This window comes from Paenibacillus dendritiformis (assembly GCF_945605565.1).
Classification (GTDB): domain Bacteria; phylum Bacillota; class Bacilli; order Paenibacillales; family Paenibacillaceae; genus Paenibacillus_B; species Paenibacillus_B dendritiformis_A.
In genome coordinates this window covers 5,011,358-5,029,581 of sequence record NZ_OX216966.1, presented here as the reverse complement: position 1 = coordinate 5,029,581, position 18,224 = coordinate 5,011,358, and the positions used below count along the sequence as shown (strand labels likewise).

At 53.8% G+C, this 18,224-nt stretch carries 17 protein-coding genes; 10 read left to right on the top strand and 7 right to left on the bottom strand.

The window, feature by feature from the left end:
* The first annotated feature begins 35 nt into the window (after positions 1-35).
* Positions 36-158: a hypothetical protein gene (locus tag NNL35_RS30445; RefSeq protein WP_274380341.1), complete on the top strand. Its 123-nt coding sequence runs from the start codon at positions 36-38 to the stop codon at positions 156-158.
* A gap of 91 nt (positions 159-249) precedes the next feature.
* On the opposite strand, the gene NNL35_RS22465 is transcribed toward NNL35_RS30445, so the two are convergent.
* The 6 genes from NNL35_RS22465 to NNL35_RS22440 all read right to left on the bottom strand — a co-directional run bounded on the left by NNL35_RS22465 (position 250) and on the right by NNL35_RS22440 (position 6,734).
* A complete protein-coding gene (locus tag NNL35_RS22465) occupies positions 250-1,209 on the bottom strand; it encodes an ABC transporter ATP-binding protein (protein WP_006674849.1) in 960 nt (319 codons plus the stop codon).
* Positions 1,206-2,198 (bottom strand): ABC transporter ATP-binding protein, encoded by a 993-nt coding sequence (locus NNL35_RS22460; RefSeq protein ID WP_006674848.1) that lies wholly within the window; start codon positions 2,196-2,198, stop codon positions 1,206-1,208. The genes NNL35_RS22465 and NNL35_RS22460 overlap by 4 nt, the downstream gene beginning before the upstream one ends.
* 19 nt (positions 2,199-2,217) lie before the next feature.
* Entirely contained in the window at positions 2,218-3,165 is a 948-nt protein-coding gene (locus NNL35_RS22455) for an ABC transporter permease (protein WP_006674847.1), read from the bottom strand.
* Positions 3,162-4,100, bottom strand: a complete 939-nt coding sequence (locus NNL35_RS22450) for an ABC transporter permease (protein ID WP_006674846.1) — start codon at positions 4,098-4,100, stop codon at positions 3,162-3,164. The genes NNL35_RS22455 and NNL35_RS22450 overlap by 4 nt, the downstream gene beginning before the upstream one ends.
* Before the next feature lie 124 nt (positions 4,101-4,224).
* A complete protein-coding gene (locus NNL35_RS22445; RefSeq protein ID WP_040729694.1) occupies positions 4,225-5,931 on the bottom strand; it encodes a peptide ABC transporter substrate-binding protein in 1,707 nt (568 codons plus the stop codon).
* A 305-nt stretch (positions 5,932-6,236) separates the two neighbouring features.
* Positions 6,237-6,734, bottom strand: a complete 498-nt coding sequence (locus NNL35_RS22440) for a copper amine oxidase N-terminal domain-containing protein (protein WP_254553747.1) — start codon at positions 6,732-6,734, stop codon at positions 6,237-6,239.
* 327 nt (positions 6,735-7,061) lie between these two features.
* Between NNL35_RS22440 and NNL35_RS22435 the strand changes: the two genes are divergently transcribed.
* The 7 genes from NNL35_RS22435 (at position 7,062) to NNL35_RS22405 (ending at position 11,282) form a co-directional block, all read left to right on the top strand.
* Entirely contained in the window at positions 7,062-7,685 is a 624-nt protein-coding gene (locus NNL35_RS22435; RefSeq protein ID WP_006674843.1) for a TetR/AcrR family transcriptional regulator, read from the top strand.
* A complete protein-coding gene (locus tag NNL35_RS22430; RefSeq protein WP_006674842.1) occupies positions 7,682-8,536 on the top strand; it encodes an ABC transporter ATP-binding protein in 855 nt (284 codons plus the stop codon). The genes NNL35_RS22435 and NNL35_RS22430 overlap by 4 nt, the downstream gene beginning before the upstream one ends.
* Positions 8,533-9,273, top strand: a complete 741-nt coding sequence (locus NNL35_RS22425) for a fluoroquinolone export ABC transporter permease subunit (protein ID WP_111153286.1) — start codon at positions 8,533-8,535, stop codon at positions 9,271-9,273. The genes NNL35_RS22430 and NNL35_RS22425 overlap by 4 nt, the downstream gene beginning before the upstream one ends.
* Positions 9,274-9,293: 20 nt before the next feature.
* Complete coding sequence (locus tag NNL35_RS22420; RefSeq protein WP_254553746.1) at positions 9,294-10,040, top strand: hypothetical protein; 747 nt, start codon at positions 9,294-9,296, stop codon at positions 10,038-10,040.
* 98 nt (positions 10,041-10,138) lie between these two features.
* Positions 10,139-10,450, top strand: coding sequence for an MFS transporter (locus NNL35_RS22415; protein ID WP_254553745.1), 312 nt, complete (start codon positions 10,139-10,141; stop codon positions 10,448-10,450).
* Between the two features lie 21 nt (positions 10,451-10,471).
* Positions 10,472-10,834 (top strand): MFS transporter, encoded by a 363-nt coding sequence (locus tag NNL35_RS22410; protein ID WP_254553744.1) that lies wholly within the window; start codon positions 10,472-10,474, stop codon positions 10,832-10,834.
* 46 nt (positions 10,835-10,880) lie between these two features.
* On the top strand, positions 10,881-11,282 hold the full coding sequence (locus NNL35_RS22405) for an MFS transporter (RefSeq protein WP_254553743.1): 402 nt from the start codon (positions 10,881-10,883) through the stop codon (positions 11,280-11,282).
* Here the strand turns inward: NNL35_RS22405 and NNL35_RS22400 are convergent.
* On the bottom strand, positions 11,228-12,058 hold the full coding sequence (locus NNL35_RS22400) for a helix-turn-helix transcriptional regulator (RefSeq protein ID WP_254553742.1): 831 nt from the start codon (positions 12,056-12,058) through the stop codon (positions 11,228-11,230). The two genes, NNL35_RS22405 and NNL35_RS22400, sit on opposite strands and share 55 nt — an antisense overlap.
* 1,055 nt (positions 12,059-13,113) lie before the next feature.
* On the opposite strand from NNL35_RS22400, the gene NNL35_RS22395 reads away from it, so the two are divergent.
* Complete coding sequence (locus NNL35_RS22395) at positions 13,114-14,856, top strand: fatty acyl-AMP ligase (protein ID WP_254553741.1); 1,743 nt, start codon at positions 13,114-13,116, stop codon at positions 14,854-14,856.
* Entirely contained in the window at positions 14,816-18,190 is a 3,375-nt protein-coding gene (locus NNL35_RS22390; protein ID WP_254553740.1) for a type I polyketide synthase, read from the top strand. The genes NNL35_RS22395 and NNL35_RS22390 overlap by 41 nt, the downstream gene beginning before the upstream one ends.
* The last annotated feature ends 34 nt before the right edge of the window (positions 18,191-18,224 follow it).

Here is an 18,224-nt window from a genome sequence, read left to right as displayed (position 1 = left end):
GAGGAGGAGATCTGGTTCTACTAGAATGCCGATCATTGGCTTGTCCGCTGGATGCCGCGTGGAACAAAGCGTATCAGCCGATGATGGCGGGAGCAGTCGGCCTCGCAAGCCGGAGCGGGATGATGCGGATCGCGCAGCAGGGGAGGCTGAACGGATAGCGTTCGGCCTCCTGGCGTATCTTTTGCCGTAGCTTCTACTATATCTTCTATTGTATCTTCTGCTCTGTCTCCTGCACGGCCCGCGGACGGATCAGGCCAGATGGCAGGCGACATAATGTCCCGGCTTCGCTTCCCGGAAGTCAGGCTTGCGCTCGGCACAGGTCCCGTTCGCATACGGGCATCGCGTCCGGAAGGAGCAGCCGCTCGGCGGATGCAGCGGACTCGGCAGCTCGCCGCTCAGCACGATGCGTTCCTTGCCGGCCTCGATGTCGGGATCGGGGACGGGAATGGCGGACATGAGCGCCCGCGTATACGGGTGCAGCGGCTCCGCATACAGCGCCCCGCTGTCGGCCAGTTCCACGATCTGGCCCAAGTACATGACGGCCACCCGATCGCTGATATGCTTGACCATGGACAGATCATGCGCGATGAACAGATAGGTCAGGCCGAGACGCTTCTGCAGATCCTGCAGCAGATTGACGACCTGGGCTTGTATCGATACGTCCAGCGCCGAGATCGGCTCATCGCAAATGATGAATTTCGGATCGACCGCCAGCGCGCGGGCGATTCCGATGCGCTGGCGCTGGCCGCCCGAGAACTCGTGAGGATAGCGGGTGGCATGATCCGGATTGAGCCCGACCAGGTGAAGCAGCTCTTCGACCCGCTTCCTGCGCGCCGAACGGCTATCGGCCAGACGATGAATGTCCAGCGCCTCCCCGATAATGTCCATGATGGTCATGCGCGGATTGAGCGATGCGTACGGGTCCTGGAAGATCATCTGCATCTCGCGGCGGAACGCCTTCAGCTGCCGCGGCTTCAGCCGGTATATATTCGTCCCCCCGTACCAGGCTTCCCCGTCCGTCGGCTCGTACAAGCGGAGGATCGTCCGTCCCGCCGTCGATTTGCCGCACCCCGATTCGCCTACCATTCCGAGCGTCTCTCCTCTGCGAACGGTGAAGCTGATATTATGGACGGCCTTCAGCGTCTGGCCTCGCCCAAGGTGGAAATGCTTGCTCAGCCGGTTGAGCCGGAGCAATGGCTCAGTGCTCATCGGGCCACCTCCCGTGCCAGCGGATGCAGCAGCCAGCAGCTCGCGCTGTGGGTTCCGCTGATGGCAGTCGATTTCGGCTGCCGTTCTTGGCAGACGCGCATCGCGTCGTTGCAGCGGGCCCAGAACGGGCAGCCGTCCGGCGGCTTGGCCAGATCGGGCGGCGTGCCGTAAATCGGCACGAGCGGCTCATCCTTACTCTGATCGATCCGCGGCAGGGAACGCAGCAGCCCTCGGGTATACGGATGCTTCGGCTGCTTGAATATGTCCCGCTTCGTTCCGGTCTCGACGATTTGGCCCGCATACATGACGATGACGCGATCGCATAGATCCGCCACGATGCCTAGATCGTGTGTAATCAGAATGATCGAGGTTCCGAAATCCCGCTGCAGATGCTTGAGCACGCGCAGAATCTGGGCTTGAATCGTGACGTCGAGCGCCGTCGTCGGCTCGTCTGCGATGAGCAGCGCCGGGCGGCAGGCCAAGGCAATGGCGATCATGGCCCGCTGCCTCATGCCGCCGGAGAACTCATGCGGATATTGGGAGAAGCGCGTGGCCGGGTGGGGGATGCCGACCATCTCCAGCATCTCGATGGCCCGCCGCTTGGCTTCCTGCGGTGCCATGCGCTGATGCTTCGTCAGCACCTCGGTAATCTGGCGGCCGATCGTCATCGTCGGATTGAGCGATGTCATCGGATCCTGGAAGATCATCCCGATATCTTTGCCCCGAATGGATTGCATTTCCCGCTCCTTCACGCGCAGCAGATCTTTCCCCTGGAACCGGATTATCCCTTGATGAATGCGGGCGGGAGGATGCGGCAGTAGACGCATGATTGCTTGGGCGGTCACGCTCTTGCCGCAGCCGGATTCGCCGACGATGGCGACGGCCTCGCCGGGCTGGACATGGAATCCGATGCCGCGCACGGCTTGCACCTCGCCGCCGCGGACATGGAAGGAGACATGGAGATCTTGAACTTCTAACAAGCGCTGCATGGGCGAACCCTCCTTGTCCTTATTTTTTCATCTTCGGATCGAGCGCATCGCGCAGCCCGTCGCCGAACAGATTGAAGCACAGCATCATCAAGCTGATGAACAGCGCAGGGAAGGCAAGGCGCCAAGGATGAATGATCATGGCCTTGAGCGCGTCGTTAATCATCGTCCCCCAGGATGCGGCCGGCGATTGCACGCCCAGCCCGAGGAAGCTCAGCACCGCTTCGCTGAAGATGGCTGCCGGCACCGCCAAGGTCAAGGTGACGATAATCGGACCCATGGCGTTCGGCAGGAGGTGCCGGAACAGAATGCGCATGCCCGACGAGCCCAAGGAACGGGAAGCGAGGGCATATTCCTGGTTTTTGAGCTGCATCATCTGCCCGCGCACGATCCAGGACATATTGATCCAGCCGGTCACGCACAGCGCCAAAATAATCGTGCCCAGGCTCGGTTCGAAGACGACAACGAGCAGAATCGCCACCAGCAGATCTGGAATGGAATAAATAATTTCGGAAATTTTGTTCATCACCTCGTCGAGCCGGCCGCCGATATAGCCCATAATGCCGCCGTAGATGACGCCGATGACGAGATTGATAGCCGCGGCGGAGAAGCCGACGGTAAGCGAGATGCGGGCCCCCATCCACGTGCGGGCGAACATGTCGCGGCCGAGATCGTCCGTGCCGAACCAATGCTCGGCGGAAGGCGGCAGATTCGTCTTCTCCAGATTATTGGAGTAGTAATCGTAAGGCGTCAGCACCGGACCGATGATGGCCATGAGGATGATGAGCAGCAAGAAGACAAGGCCCGTCATGGCGACCCGGTTGCTGCGCAGCCGCAGCCAGGCGTCGCGCCATGCGGATATGCTTTCCTGTTCGATCGCTTCCGCCGCATGTTCGCTGACGTTCGCCTTCCGGAAATCTTCCGGGGCAAGGGGGCGTTCTTCGGCAGGGGAGGAATGGAACATGGTCATGCGGCCTTCTCCTTTCTCGTGGCAAGAGTGATGCGGGGATCGATCAATCCGTACGCGATGTCGGTGATGAAGCGGGCGCACATCAGAATAAGTCCGTAGAATAGGGTAATGCCCATAATGAGCGAGTAGTCGCGGTTGCTGATGCTCGTGACGAATATTTTGCCGAGTCCCCCGATTCCGAAAATTTGTTCAATGATAAAGGATCCCGTCACGACGTTGGCCGTGAGCGGACCGAGGTAGGTGACGACGGGCAGAATGCCGTTGCGCAGCACATGCCGTCGGATAATGGCGCCGCGGGATAAGCCTTTGGCCTTGGCGGTCTTAATATAATCGGCCGTCAAGACTTCCAGCATGTTCGAGCGCGTCAGGCGCGCGATGAAGGCGATAGGCAGGGCGGAGAGCGCCAGGGTCGGCATGATGTAATCAAGCGGACCGTTCAGACCGACGACATGCAGCCATTTCAGCTTCACGCCGAAAATATATTGGAAGAAGGAGGCCAGCACGAAGCTGGGGACCGATACGCCCAGAACGGCGATGACCATCGAGGCGGAGTCGAGCAGCTTGCGATGCCGCAGCGCTGCAATCATGCCCAGACTGACGCCGATAACGACGGAGACGATAATGGAGACGACGCCGAGCTTCAGGGAGTAGGGGAAGGCATCGCGAATCGTCTGGCCGACTTCGCGGTCCATCATTTTCATCGAAATCCCCAGATCGCCTTTCGCCAAGTTGGACAAGTATACGAAATATTGCTCATACAGCGGTTTATCCAGCCCATATTGGGCCATCAGACGGGCACGAATTTCCGGTGGAACCGCTTTTTCCGACATAAATGGATCGCCGGGAATGGCCTTCATGAGCAAAAATGTGACGGAAGCCAGCACCCACAGCGATAGGATGAGATAGAACAGCTTGGTCAGGGAATACCGAATCATGGATGCATCCTCCTCCTAGTCAGGTTCATTCATTCCGCACGGGATATGAAGAAGCGGGACGCACCGGCAATTGGCCAAGTGCATCCCGGACGGACTTCATACCGGGAGAGCGCGAGCAGCGCCGTTATTCGAAATAACCCCGGCTGTAGTTGAGCATTCCCTGATAGTCGATAAACACGTTCTTGAGGTACGGCTTCTTCAACCCGACGCTCGTATAGTAGTACAGCGGAATAATGGCCTGATCCTGCTCGATCAGCATGCGTTCCGCCTGCGCCATCAATTCCATCCGCTCCTTGTTATCCAATGCTCGCTTCGCCTCCCGGACGAGCTTGTCGAATTCCGGATTGCTGTAACCAATGTCGTTGTTGCCGCTTCCGGTCATGTACAGATCGATGAAGGACATCGGGTCGTTGTAGTCGGTCGTCCATCCGGCCCTGGCCATCTGATAGTTGAGCGCGGTCCGGTTCTTCAGGAAGACGCCCCATTCCTGATTCTCAATTTTCACTTTGATGCCGAGATTTTTGCTCCACATGTCGGCGACGGCCTCGGCCACCTTTTTGTGGCTCTCATCGGTATTGTACGCGAGCGTAATTTCAGGCATGGCGGATAGTCCCAGCTCGCTGAGCCCCTTCTCCAGCAATGCCTTCGCTTCCTCTATATTTTCTGTGAAATAATCGTCCTTGTGTTCGTTGCGGAATTCGTCCTTCTCGCCCGCGATTCCCGGAGGAACGATCCCGAATGCAGGCAACTGTCCGCCGAGAGTCACCTTGTCGACAATCAGCTGGCGGTCGATCGCCATTGACAGCGCTTTGCGGATGTTGACGTTGTTGAACGGCTCTTGTTGGTTATTGAACAAGTAGTAGTAGCTGGAGGCAATGCCCTTGATCTCCAGTTCGTCCGGCTTCGTTTCCTTCAAGATCGGAATTTGCTCATTCGGAACGCGTCCGGTCGGCATGCCGGCATAATCAATCTGGTCGGTCTCGTACATGTTCAGCTCCGATCCCGAATCGGCGACCATGGACATCTGCACCTTGGTGAATTTAATTTCATCCTTGCCGTAGTAATGCTCATTTTTCACCATCTCCAGCGAGCTTTGCTGCTTCCATTCGCTGATTTTGAACGGACCGTTCGAAACAATGGTGCTCGCCTCAGATGCCCATTTTGGATTGTCTTTGACGGAGGAATGAACCGGGAAATAGGTCTGAAAAGAAAGCAGGCTTAAAAAATACGGAGTGGAATGCTCCAGCTCGACCTCGAGCGTGTTGGCATCGACAGCCTTGATGGCTACCGAGTTCGGATCGGTGCTCTGTCCGGTGTTGTATGCCTCTGCGCCCTTGATATAGTACAGCTGGTAGGCGTACGGCGGCGCCGGCTCGGTCTTCGGATCAAGCACCCGCTTCCAGGAGAACTCGAAGTCTTCCGCCGTCACGGGATCGCCGTTCGACCATTTCGCGTCCTTCCGCAAATGGAAGGTGTACTTGAGGCCGTCCGGGGAGATTTCCCATTTTTCTGCTGTTCCCGGGATCGCCTCGCCGTTTTCGTTGCTCCGCGTCAGCCCTTCGAACAGTCCGTTGAGCACGGCGTGCGCTACCGTGTCCTGCGACAGTCCGGGATCGAGCGTCGGCGGGTTGGAGTGCAGATTGAAGCGGAAGACTTGCTCTTTCGGCGCTTCGGTCTTGCCGCCGCCAGGTGCTGGTTCTGCGGGCTTTTCGTTGTTCGTTCCCGGAGGCGAGGAAGAGTTGGTGTCTTGGCCGCTGCTCCCGCAGGCACTCAAAAAAGCGCTTACAGCGAGTAATAGTGTCAGCACGGCCAGCATGGATTTACGTCTCATTCGCATAGCGTACCCCTCTCTTGGTATGAAGTGGTCCACCTGGCCAGCGGCAAGACGATGAAGCGGAAGCGATGCGGCCATCGGTGTATACCCTATCATTCTATAAACATGCCAACTCGTCTCTATTTATTCCCATTTGCGATAAATTTTCATGAAGAATGTCATGGAAAGCGCTGATTCCCGGCCTGGAGCGGCGGCAGAAGCGGGTCTTTCGGTTCATGTCAGGAAGAGCACGCCAAAAAAACAGGACCGGAAGAGTCCGGTCCTGTTCTGCGTCCGCCGTCCTGCTGTCGGCGGCATACGGATTATTCGGAATAATAAGGCTGCGGTTCATACCAGAGCGTAACGGTTCTTGACTTGCCTTCCCAGGTGAAGTCGAACAGAAATACGTCGTGCAGCAGCTGAATCGGCACATAGGTCTTGCCTTTGATCACTTTGGGAAGCGTGGTCAGCTTCGTGTCCTTGCCGTTGACTTTCATCTTATTGGTAAGCGAGTTCCAGGCGATATTATCCTCGGGGCCATCGATATATACGGTGTGGCTGATGGCTTCCCACCGGACCTTGAACTGGAACGCTTCACTGATATCCATGATGGGCACATAGGTTTTGCTGTCGATCAGAAGTCCGTTCTCTGTTATCGGTTCGTCGTCCTTGTCGACGACCAGAACGCTGACGGGTTCGGGTGTGAGCTTCACAGCCCGGGACTGGTCCTCCTTCTTGGCCGCCGATGCCGGAAGGCTGATCGACGCCACCAGAGCTCCTATTAACATAATCATGCCCAATGTACGAAGAGTAGCTTGCATTGAACCGACAACCTCCTTTACTACTAGTTTATAACGAAGATAAGCAGAAAAAGTTACATGTTTCTTCAATTTTTTTGCCTTTCTCCAAAAAAAATGTCGCCGCTGCCGCATCGAACGGCACATCTTACTCTGAATTACCCGGAACGGAGACCTATGATTCAGGCAGCAGATGCTTGAATATAGAGGGGACGGCAGATGGAAATCGGCCGTGCTCGATGATGATGCAGATGAAGCGAGTGAATCGGCCGGGTTGACAAGAGGAAGGAATTGCCGTTTAATTATGAATATAAAATAAAAATATTCATATATTCACGAGGAGAGATCGTCATGCCGCGCTTCAGTAAGCAGGAGAAAGAAAAAATTAGACAGGACCTGAAGGACAAAGGGAAGCAGTTGTTCACGGTGTTCGGCTTGAAAAAGACGAGCGTCGCCGATCTGACCACAGCCGTCGGCGTGGCACAGGGCACGTTTTATTTGTTCTACCCGTCCAAGGAAGAACTGTATTTCGAGTTGCTGGAGGAAGAAGAGCAGGCTGTCCGCCGGTATTTGTCTGCTGCCTATCTGCAGACAGATTCGCCGATGACCCGGGAACGGTTCCGCCGTTTTCTGCGTGAGTCGCTGCGTATGCTGGAAGAGAATGCGTTCTTGCAGCAGCTGTATGACGAGGAACTGGTGGAATCGCTCTTCCGCAAGCTGCCTCCCGAGACCCTGGAGCGGCATTACGGAGACGATTACGACGAGCTGTACCCCTTTCTGGCCGAGGGGCAGCGGCAAGGCTGGATGCGGAACGGTTCGCCTGACGCGATGGTCAGCCTGATCCGGTCATTCGTCCTGTTCTCGCTGCAAAAGAAGCGGATCGGCGAAGCTCATTATGAACAGACGATGGAGCTCCTGATCGAGTTAATGGCCGAAGGGCTAATTATTGAGGCGGATCGGAGGGAGAACGGATGATTGAAGTGAAGGGGCTTCGGTACCAATATCCGGGCCAGGCTGATTATACGTTGAAGGGGATTGACTTTGAGATTGCCCAGGGAGAGATTTTCGGCTTTCTCGGCCCCTCGGGAGCAGGCAAGAGCACGACGCAAAAAGTGCTGATCGGCACGCTGCCCCAATATGAAGGGACAGTGCGGGTTATGGGGCGGCCCCTGAGACAGCACGGCCGGGATTATTACAATCGCATCGGGGTCGCATTTGAGTTCCCGAACTTCTATAGCCGGTTCACTGCCTTGGAGAATCTGCGGCTGTTCGCCTCGCTCTATGACGTGGAGACCGAGGATCCGATGCGCATGCTGGCGCGGGTCAGGCTTGACAGCTATGCCGGCATGAAGGTCGGACAGTATTCGAAGGGAATGAAGATGCGGCTCAATTTATGCCGCGCCCTGCTGCATCGTCCCCGCCTTCTCTTCCTGGACGAACCGACGTCCGGGCTCGATCCGGTCAATGCGGCTCTGGTGAAGGAGCTCATCCTGGAGCAGAAAGCCGCGGGCAAGACGATCATTATTACGACGCATAATATGACCGCGGCGGAAGAGCTCTGCGATCGGGTCGCCTTCATCGTCGACGGCGAGGTTCGCCTCATCGATTCCCCCCGCGCCTTGAAGGTGAGAGCCGGGAAGCGCACGGTCCGGGTCGAGTATCGGGAGGCGGGAGCAGGGAAGCGGGCGGAGTTCGGGCTGGCCGGTCTGGAGGGCAATGCGGAATTTCTGAGGCTGCTGCGGATCGGAGCCATAGAGACGATGCACACGCAGGAAGCGTCCCTTGATCAGTTATTCATAGAAGTGACCGGGAGGGCTTTGACATGAATCAGCCTGTCGTACCGCACCGGGGGATAACTCCTCTCCGGCGTGCCGTCCGCCGCTTCCGCCATGCGCTGGCAGGCGATATCCGGCTGCAAGTGCGCCACCAGTTCTACACCGCGTATGCGCTCGTGAGCACGGTCTATATCGTCCTGCTTCATCAGCTGCCGGCCGGATACAGGGCGACGGCGAACCTGCTCCTGACCTTCTCCGACCCGAGCATGCTCGGCTTCTTCTTCATCGGCGGTCTTGTACTGCTGGAGAAAGGGCAGGATATTCACGAAGCGTTATTCGTGACGCCGCATTCACCGTCCGCTTATATCGGATCGAAGACCGTATCCCTTATGCTGCTGTCCTTATCGAGCAGCCTCCTGATCCATATCAGCACCTTCGGCTTCCATCGGGGGCTGGGCTGGTTCCTGATCGGGGTGGCGCTGACCTCCGCATTTTTTACGCTGGTCGGCCTGGGGCTGGCCGCCCGCTGCCGCACGATGAACGGGTTCTTCTTCTGCTCCGTTCCTTTGTGCGTCTTCTTCACGCTGCCTGTCGCGGAGGTTCTTGGCTTGTACGGAGGGAACTTGCTCCGTGCCCTGCCGGCAGCGGGCTCGCTGCTGCTGCTTCAGTCGGCCTTCCGGCCTGTGCCGGACGGGGAGCTGCTCCTCGGGGCCGCCTGCCTTATCGTCTGGATCGGCGCGGCGTATGCATGGGCCTTCCGATCGCTTCAATTATTCCGGCACCGTTAGCTGAACGAAGGAGGTACACGATGAGTCGAACGATGCAATTTCTTCGCTATGACCTGCTGCATATGGGCCGCGACCCGATGATGCTGTTCATCGTGACGGCCCCGGCCCTGCTGATCGCGGCGATGGCCTATGGCGTCCCGTGGACCGCCGCGCTGCTCGAACGGCGGGCCGGGATTCATCTGATGGAGCATGCCGGCATCCTATCCGGTATCGGCCTGCTTCTTATTCCGCTCGTTATCGGCGTCATGGCCGGTCTGCTCATGCTGGATGAGCGGGACGAGCGGGTGCTGCACTATTATGCGGCGACTCCGCTCCGGAAGAGCGGTTATTTGGTCCGCCGCATGGTTGTTCCGCTGGCGCTAGCCGGCCTGTATCTCGCGCTTGCGGCTGTCAGCATCGGGTGGATGCCGTTAAGCCCGGCGGCCGTCCTGGGCGCGATGCCAATGCTGATGTTGGAGGTTCCGCTGATGGCTCTGTTCCTGACCGGCTGCGCCTCCAACAAGGTGGAAGGCTTGGCGCTGTCCAAGCTGGGCGGGATCGCGGTCTTCCTCCCGGTGCTTGCATACGTGCTCCCGGCCTCCTGGTGGCCCGCATTCGGCTGGCTGCCGACCTATTGGGTCGCGCATCTGTTTACGGCGGAGCCCGCAGCCGGATTTCCCCTTACGGAGCCGTGGGGGACGACAGGAAGCATCGCTTGGGGCGTCGTCCTTCACGTTCTCTGTCTGGCGCTCGCTTACAAGCGGTACCGCAATCGGGCCGAAGAATAAGAGAATTGACGAATCATATAATCTTGCTATCAAAGCCAGCAATTTCTCAACAGAAAAACACCTCACTCCCATCGTACGATGGACATGAGGTGAACGATATGTACGTAAAAGTGATAAAGACTAACAGGAATGTTCTACTTTACTTGCTGGGAGCAGGGGCTTCTAATTTAGGCAATGTGATTTCGGGGCTGGCTTTCTTGTTTTTAGCGTATGAACTGACGGAATCAAGTATTTATACGACGGGTGTTGCCTTTTCACAAGTAGTGCCGTATCTTTTTTTCGGATTAATTGGAGGCGTGATTGCGGATTGGGTGAACAAAAAAAGATTATTGATAGCGATTGAACTGATTAGGGGACCTCTGATGGTCTCCCTTGTCATCTGTGATCAATTTGGAATGTTAACCTATTAGCATTTAATTGTAATCAGCTTTATGATTCAATGTCTGGGCTGTTTCTTTAACCCTGCTCATCGGGCAATGTTGCCCATGATTACGACAGAAGAAGAAAGAACGCCTGTTAATAGCTTACTTGATACGTTTACAAGAGGGGTTACGGTATTAGGTCCCATTGTAAGCGCCGGATTTATAAATACAATCGGTATTATTCATTTTTTTACATTTGATGCACTTACGTATCTGCTAAGCGCGTTATTCATTTATCACATCCAATTTTCAGAAAAACAAACAAATGTCAAGCCAAAGAAAATGAAGGATATCTTGATTTCTATTCAAAAATTTACGATTTGGGCAAAGAACCAGTATACTATCCGCACTTTATTTATGGTCACCGTATAGTATTCTCCTGGGATGGTACGGTGCTGCTGTTATCGCGGTCAATGTAATGATTCCGTTATTATGGAAGAAGTTAAGTTTGAAAATTTATCTATTTGGCTCCTTGATTTGGGGAACAGGTATTTTTCTTTTAGGATTTGCATATCATTTCCCATTCTATTTTATAGGCGTGTTGGCAGCGGCAATTGGTTTGCCCATATCTGGTTTGTCACGGGTGTACTTGTTACAGCGCTATTTGCCCACAGACCAATTAGGTCTCGGCTTCAGTTTCAATGCATTTCTATTATATTTTTCAAATGTAATTTCACTTGGGGTATTCGGATTCATTTCTTCGTTTGTATCCACCCATATTTTATTTTTGGGATGCGGCATGATGATGATTCTCGGTTCAGGCGTTTATTTACGAGCCATTGTTCGAAAAGATCGGGGGGTTATGCCGTATAATCGTTGAAACAGCTGATTGTAAACGGAAACAGAAGAAAAACCGCATTCGATGGCGATCTTTAATACGGTTTTATTTGTGTTTATCAGCATGTCTTGGCTGCGAATGACTCGATAAATTTGTAACCATGAGTATGGAGATATCCCGACAATTTCCTTAAAATAATGAGCAAATTGAAATTTACTGAAGTATGAAATATCCGCCATTTCATCTAACGTCCATGGGTGCTGATAATTTTCTTTCATGGCCTGGATCGTTTTATAGAGTTGTGGATGAATCGTTTTATAAGCATGTAAGTTGATGTCGCGTGATTGAGTCCCGATAGCGTTTTTTACCAAAACCAAAGCTAATTGACTGAAACTATGTTCCAAAAAAAGTTCCATTGCTTCCGAACTTCCGTTTTCTTCAAGTTGCACATAGTCCGTAACAAACTGAACCCATTTTGTTAACGAAGGGTGTCTTTGTGTACAGGAAGCAAATTGAACATCAAAATGAAGAGACGATATCGCTCTGGCTGCCCGGTTTAAAAAAGACGGTTCTATTTCAATTAGAAACTTTGTGTTCTCCAAAGATAATTGTTTGTGTTCATCATGTGGATTAAATACTATAAATTGCTGCTCATCAAGCGATATCTGGCTTCTATTCGTTTGATAGGTCATCGTTCCATTTACGGAATAAATAAATTTATAACAATGATCTGAACGCCAATTGCTTTCTTGATTGACCTCTTGCTTTAATAAAAAAAGTCCATTCGCCGTTTCCGCTACTATTTTCGTTGCGCTCACCGAATGACCTCCTTTCGGTCATGCGTTTTACAAGAAATTGTACCATATGGGGCGTCCTAAGAAGTTAGCCGATTCTTTTCGTTATGGCGGCTGGATGGCGTGCAGCGCGATGCACGCTATTTTTTGCATGAGAATGTGGAAAAATGTTGAAAAATAAGCTTTCTATAGTAAGATGATATTAGTTGTTTTTCCTAAACTTCATAGAGAACAGGAGTGCAGGCGCTGAATGCAGCCTTTTCTGACCGAATTCCCCCAATCCATCAGCGGATGGAGAACCTTGCTCAAATCTCTCTTCAGGAACAATCTCAATCTCAGCGAGCATGATATCGACCACTATGTGTTCTCAGCTCAATACTTTTCCACAACCAGAATTTTCTTTGTCGCGGCATTCTTCAATGTCATTATCTCCTGTCCCATAGTGACATTATCTCAGAACAGTTATAGGGTGACATTATCACAGACGAATAACACACATGATTTTTGAAGTATTGACACCAAAAATATATAGTGGTATTTTAAGGTGAATTATATAAATTGAACTCAATATTATAAACTATGGAAATTGATTTCGCACCTGTTTGTCGAATAAGCAAAAAAACCATATTCAAAAGAAAAAAATTCCGCATGTATTGAACGTTAACAGGCTTTGCATCTTTGCATTTTCATTTTAAATGGACCCCGCCCTCAATTACTACACCGAAGTGTCAAAACGGTCGCATACGCAACAGGAGTATTACCTTCTTTTCCAAGAAATTGGCGCACCAGTTCGCTTACAGGGAGTTGCTCCTATCCGACGGGTCAAATCGTCATGGTCTTGGATAACGATCGCATTCATCATGCCACGCTTTTACAGCCGTTTCTGGATGATATGAAAGAACCACTGAACTCGTTTTTTGACCCCTTACCGGCCAAAACTCAACTTACATACTCTTCTTGTTGTAAACATAGACAATAATAGCCGTTGATGTCGCTATGTATAACACGCCTGTCTTCTTTTTTGTGTGTAATTTTCCGAATGAGAAAGGAAGTCGAGGATGTATAAAAATTTGTTAGAAATGCTAGATTATACGGCATATCACTATCCCGATCGCAAAGCGTTTATTTATTTGAAAAACGGGGAATTCGAGAGTGAAAGCTGCACCTATCATGAGCTGCGCCTCCGTTCCCAGAAGCTTGCCGCGTATTTTCAATTTCTGAACTTGTCCGGCGAGAGAATCATGATCCTGCTGCCGAGCGGGATCGACTATATCATTGCTTTTTTCGGATGCTTGCAGGCAGGCGCTTTGCCGGTGCCAGCCTTTCCTCCCAGCAAGTCGCGCAATGGGCAACGAGTCACAGCGATCTATGAGAACGCCAAGCCTGCCCTGCTTATTACGCAATCTCCCCTTGATTCCATGAAGCTTCCAGAGAAGATGAGAAGTGCCTACTCCATTCAGCTTGACGATATTCTGCAGCGTGACGATGAATTTACCTATCGGGCACAAACGATCCCGATCGACCATATCGCTTTCCTTCAATATACGTCCGGATCTACCAACACTCCGAAGGGCGTAATGGTAAGCCATCGCAATTTACTCCACAATTTAGAAATCATGAAGAAACGATTCTATCATTCAAATGACACGATTATGGTGTCTTGGCTGCCGATGTACCATGATATGGGGCTCATCGGGAAGGTGCTGCAAAACGTATACAATGGCGGAAGCTGTTATCTGATGTCGCCTATGGATTTCATCCAGAAACCGATTCGATGGCTGCGGACGATCACGAAATATCGAGCTACCTTCAGTGGAGCCCCCGACTTTGCCTACCGACTATGCGTCCAAAAAATAGCGGATGAAGATAAACAAGAACTGAATCTGAGTCCTTGGGCGATCGCCTTCAACGGCTCCGAACCGGTTCGGGCAGAAACGATCCGCGAGTTTTGCGATAGCTTCCGCGTATGCGGCTTCCGCGATGAATCGCTGCTGCCTAGCTACGGCCTGGCCGAGGCGACGCTGTGCGTGACCGTTGCGGCCAAAGAGGCGCAAAAGAAGCTGCTCTATCTGGACGATAAGGCGCTCCAGCAGAACAATGTCGCCCCAGTCAAAGCCCACGGGGATGCGGCGCGTGCCCAGGTCGGCTGCGGTTCGATTTTTTCGGATCATCAGATTAAAATCGTAGACCCGTCCACCCAGCTCGAATGTGAGGCGGGCGAAATCGGCGAAATATGGATTAAGGGAGAAAGCGTCGCCCAAGGCTATTGGGATGCCCCGGTCGAGAGCAAAGCGACATTTGCGGCTTATTTGTTGGATTCGGAGGAAGGTCCGTTCTTGCGTACCGGTGATCTCGGCTTTGTTCACGGTGGCGAATTATACATAGCCGGACGGCTGAAAGACTTGATCATCATTCGGGGACAGAACTATTATCCTCAGGATATCGAGGAGATTGCCGCCAGCTGCCATCCGGATATTAACGGGGCGAGTCTGGCCGCATTTTCGATAGAGGTGCAGGGCGGAGAGGAACTTGTCGTAGTATGCGAAATGAACCGGGAATTCAAGCATGCCGTGCAGCGCCAGCAACTCGATTGGGAAGCTTGCTGCAGCGGGATTGCTCATCGAATTCGCGAAGCCATTGCCGAACAGCTCCAGCTATATGCCTATGATGTCAAGCTCGTCAAGCCTTTGAATCTCCCGAAAACGACCAGTAACAAGATTCAGCGCCGCAAGTGCAAAGAGATGTATCTGAACGGAAGTTTATTCGTGTGGGGTGGATTAAATGGACAAGGGACAGGACAAGCGTTACAAGGACATATGTAATTGGTTCGTGCAGCAAATCAGCGCGCTGAAGCAAATATCGCAACATGAAATCAAGGCCGAATTTCCATTTTCCCGATATGGCCTTGACTCGAAGGAATTGGTGTCTTTATCCGGTGAATTGGAATCGTTCGTTAAGCGTTCCGTTGATCCAACCCTGTTCTGGGACTATCCTTCCATCCAAGCCGTGGCTCGGCATTTTGCGTTCGGAGGGGAGGATGGGCATGCAGCACGAGATGACTGCGGAGCCGAGCAAGAGGACGCGATTGCTGTCATCGGTATGGGCTGCCGATTTCCCAAATCGAGCAGCATCGACGAATATTGGCATCATCTCCGCAGCGGAGAAAATTGCATAACGGAGATGCCCGAGCTGCGCTCGTCACGGTTCGCGCAGGACGGTATGCACCGTGCCGGTATCGTTGAAGAAATCGACCTGTTCGATAATGAAGCCTTCCACTTATCTCCCCGCGAGGCGGAGCAGATGGATCCGCAGCAGCGTATGCTGTTGGAAGTGGTATGGGAGGCGCTCGAGGATGCGGGATTGACGAACGAAGCGATGAACGGCTCGAGGACGGGCGTGTTCGTCGGCATTTCCAGCAACGATTACGGCTGCGGCAAGCTGTCCGATTACGAGCGAAGCGGCATTTATACGGTGACGGGAAATTCCAATTGCATTGCCGCCAATCGAATTTCGTATATATGGAACTTGCGGGGCCCAAGCATGGCCGTGGATACAGCCTGCTCCTCCTCTCTCGTCGCGGTTCATCTGGCTTGCCAAAGTTTGAAAACGGGCGAGACGAATATGGCGATCGCGGGCGGGGTGAACGTGATATTGAATCCGGCCATCAGCAAAGCTTTCCGCGAAGCGGGAATGCTCTCGGCAGACGGCAGGTGCAAAACGTTCGATTCGCGCGCTGACGGTTACGTACGGGGAGAAGGAGCCGGCGCGGTCATCTTGAAGCCGCTGGCTGCTGCCCTTCGCGACCGTGATCGCATATACGCCGTGATCAGGGGGAGTGCCGTCAATCAGGACGGCTTAAGCAACGGCTTAACTGCACCCAATGGTCAGGCCCAGGAAGAGGTGCTGCAGGACGCGTACCGCATCGCGGGCTTATCCGGAGAGGAGATCGACTATATCGAAGCGCACGGGACGGGAACCGCTTTGGGAGATCCGATCGAAGTTCAGGCGATCGGGCGGGTGCTGTCTAGGAATCGCTCCGCTGCGAGCAAGTGCTACATCGGTTCGGTCAAGACCAACATCGGTCATCTGGAGGCGGCTGCCGGCATTGCCGGCTTCATCAAGACCGTGCTTTGCCTGCACTACCGGGAATGGGTTCCGAACTTGAACCTGGAAGAGATCAATCCATACATCCCGCTTCGCGATCTTCCGCTCCAGATCGTGCGGGATCCGGTAAGCTGGTCGTCAGGAAGCAGACGTTCGGTGGCCGGGGTGAGCTCATTCGGCTTCGGCGGAACGAATGCTCACGTGGTGCTGCAGCAGTATGCAACTTCGTTGATGCCGCCGGCGCAGACATCGCAGCAGGCACCTCCTTCATTACATATTCTTCCTTTGTCCGCCAATAGCCACGGCTCCCTGACGCGTCTTGCTGCCGACATGCAACGATACCTGCAGGAGCGCGCTGATGCTTCGTTGGACGATATTTGCTACACGGCGCAGCAGAGACGTACGCACCGTGCCTGGCGCGCAGCCGTTCTCGGGAGCAATCGCGAGGAGCTCGCTCTTGGGTTGGAGAGACTTACTTCGACTTGCGCGAGCGCCGATCCGTCCAATCTTGTGTTCGTCTTCTCCGGCCAAGGCAATCAATGGAACGGAATGGGACTGCAATACTTATCCGGGGATAACGCATTTACACGAACATTCCTGGAATGCGATGCGATATGGAGCAAGTATGCCGGATGGTCGTTGTGGGACGAACTTCACCGCGGAGCTGACGATGCTTGGGCGGATCGCACCGATGCGGCTCAGCCGCTCGTCTTTGCCGTTCAAGCGTCCCTTCTCGCTCTATGGAGAAGCTGGGGAATTGAACCGAAGGCGGTCATCGGGCACAGTCTTGGAGAAATTTCCGCGCACTACGCGGCGGGCGTGCTCACCTTGGAAGATGCGATGCGTATCGTATATTGGCGCGGCACGCTCATGCAATCGACCAAGGGACAAGGTGCCATGGTCTCCATACGCATGCCGCTTGCCGATATCGAGCAGCGCCTCGGCGAATATCCGGGCGTAGGGATAGCGGCGGTGAACGGGCCCTCATCCGTTGTCCTGGCCGGAGAAGCACATGAAGTGGAGCGCTTGCTGAGGAACCTGCCCGATACGGTTAAAACCCATCTCCTTTCAAGCTCGTTTGCCTTTCACAGCCACTTCATGGAGCCGTTATGCGATCGTCTTCAAACCGAGCTTGGCCAGGTTCGCCACCGACTGGCCCGCTTGCGCATCTATTCGACGGTGACGGGGCGGATGGAGAATGGGCTGAGGCTGGGGGCGGAGCATTGGTCTGACAATATGCGCAAGCCTGTTCGATTTGCGGACGCGCTGCATGCGGCCATGCTGGACGGATACGATGCCTTTGTAGAGCTCGGCCCTCATCCGGTCCTCACACAGCATGTAGAAGAATGCGGTCAGGATGGAGAAGTCAAGCTGGCGGCATTCTCGATGCGCAGGGGCGATGACGGAGCATGCATGCCGGAGGCTGCGGCTAGGTTATACCGGTATGGGGCGGATCTGGACTGGAATGCCATCGGCAGCCGGGGACAATGCATTGCCATACCGACCTATCCTTGGGAGAAGAGAAGGCTGTGGATCGACGATCCGGAGGCGTTGGAGAGAGGAACGATTGGAGCGGTGCCCGATTCGCAAACGGACCGGGCGAGTGAAAGCTCTAGACACGCTTCCTCAGTTCAGCATATCCTTCAAGCCGTACGCGATAGAATGGAAACGCTGCCACTGCTCGAGGAGCACTTGCAGGGCATGTTCGCCAGCATGCTGAAGATAATTCCCGCGTCCGACTTGTCCCTGGATCGACCGCTGGTCATGCTCGGGATGGATTCCATAATGGCGCTGCAGCTGAAGCATGCGATCGAACAGCAATTCCAAGTATCTTTGCCGATTGTTCAGTTTTTGGAAGGGATGACTACCCGCCAGGCCGCATCGAAATTGCATGGCATCCTGCTGGATGCCCGGGAGAGGCAGAGCAACGAAGAACGATCGCAAATCGACGATTTGCTGACTTCCGGCGACATGGAGCGAGATCTGGGCGAGTTGTCCGACGAAGACATGGATCGGCTGCTTCTGCTGTTAACGCAAGAGAAGGGGTCATGATCGTGCTTCACATCAATGACAGGAGATGAACAAG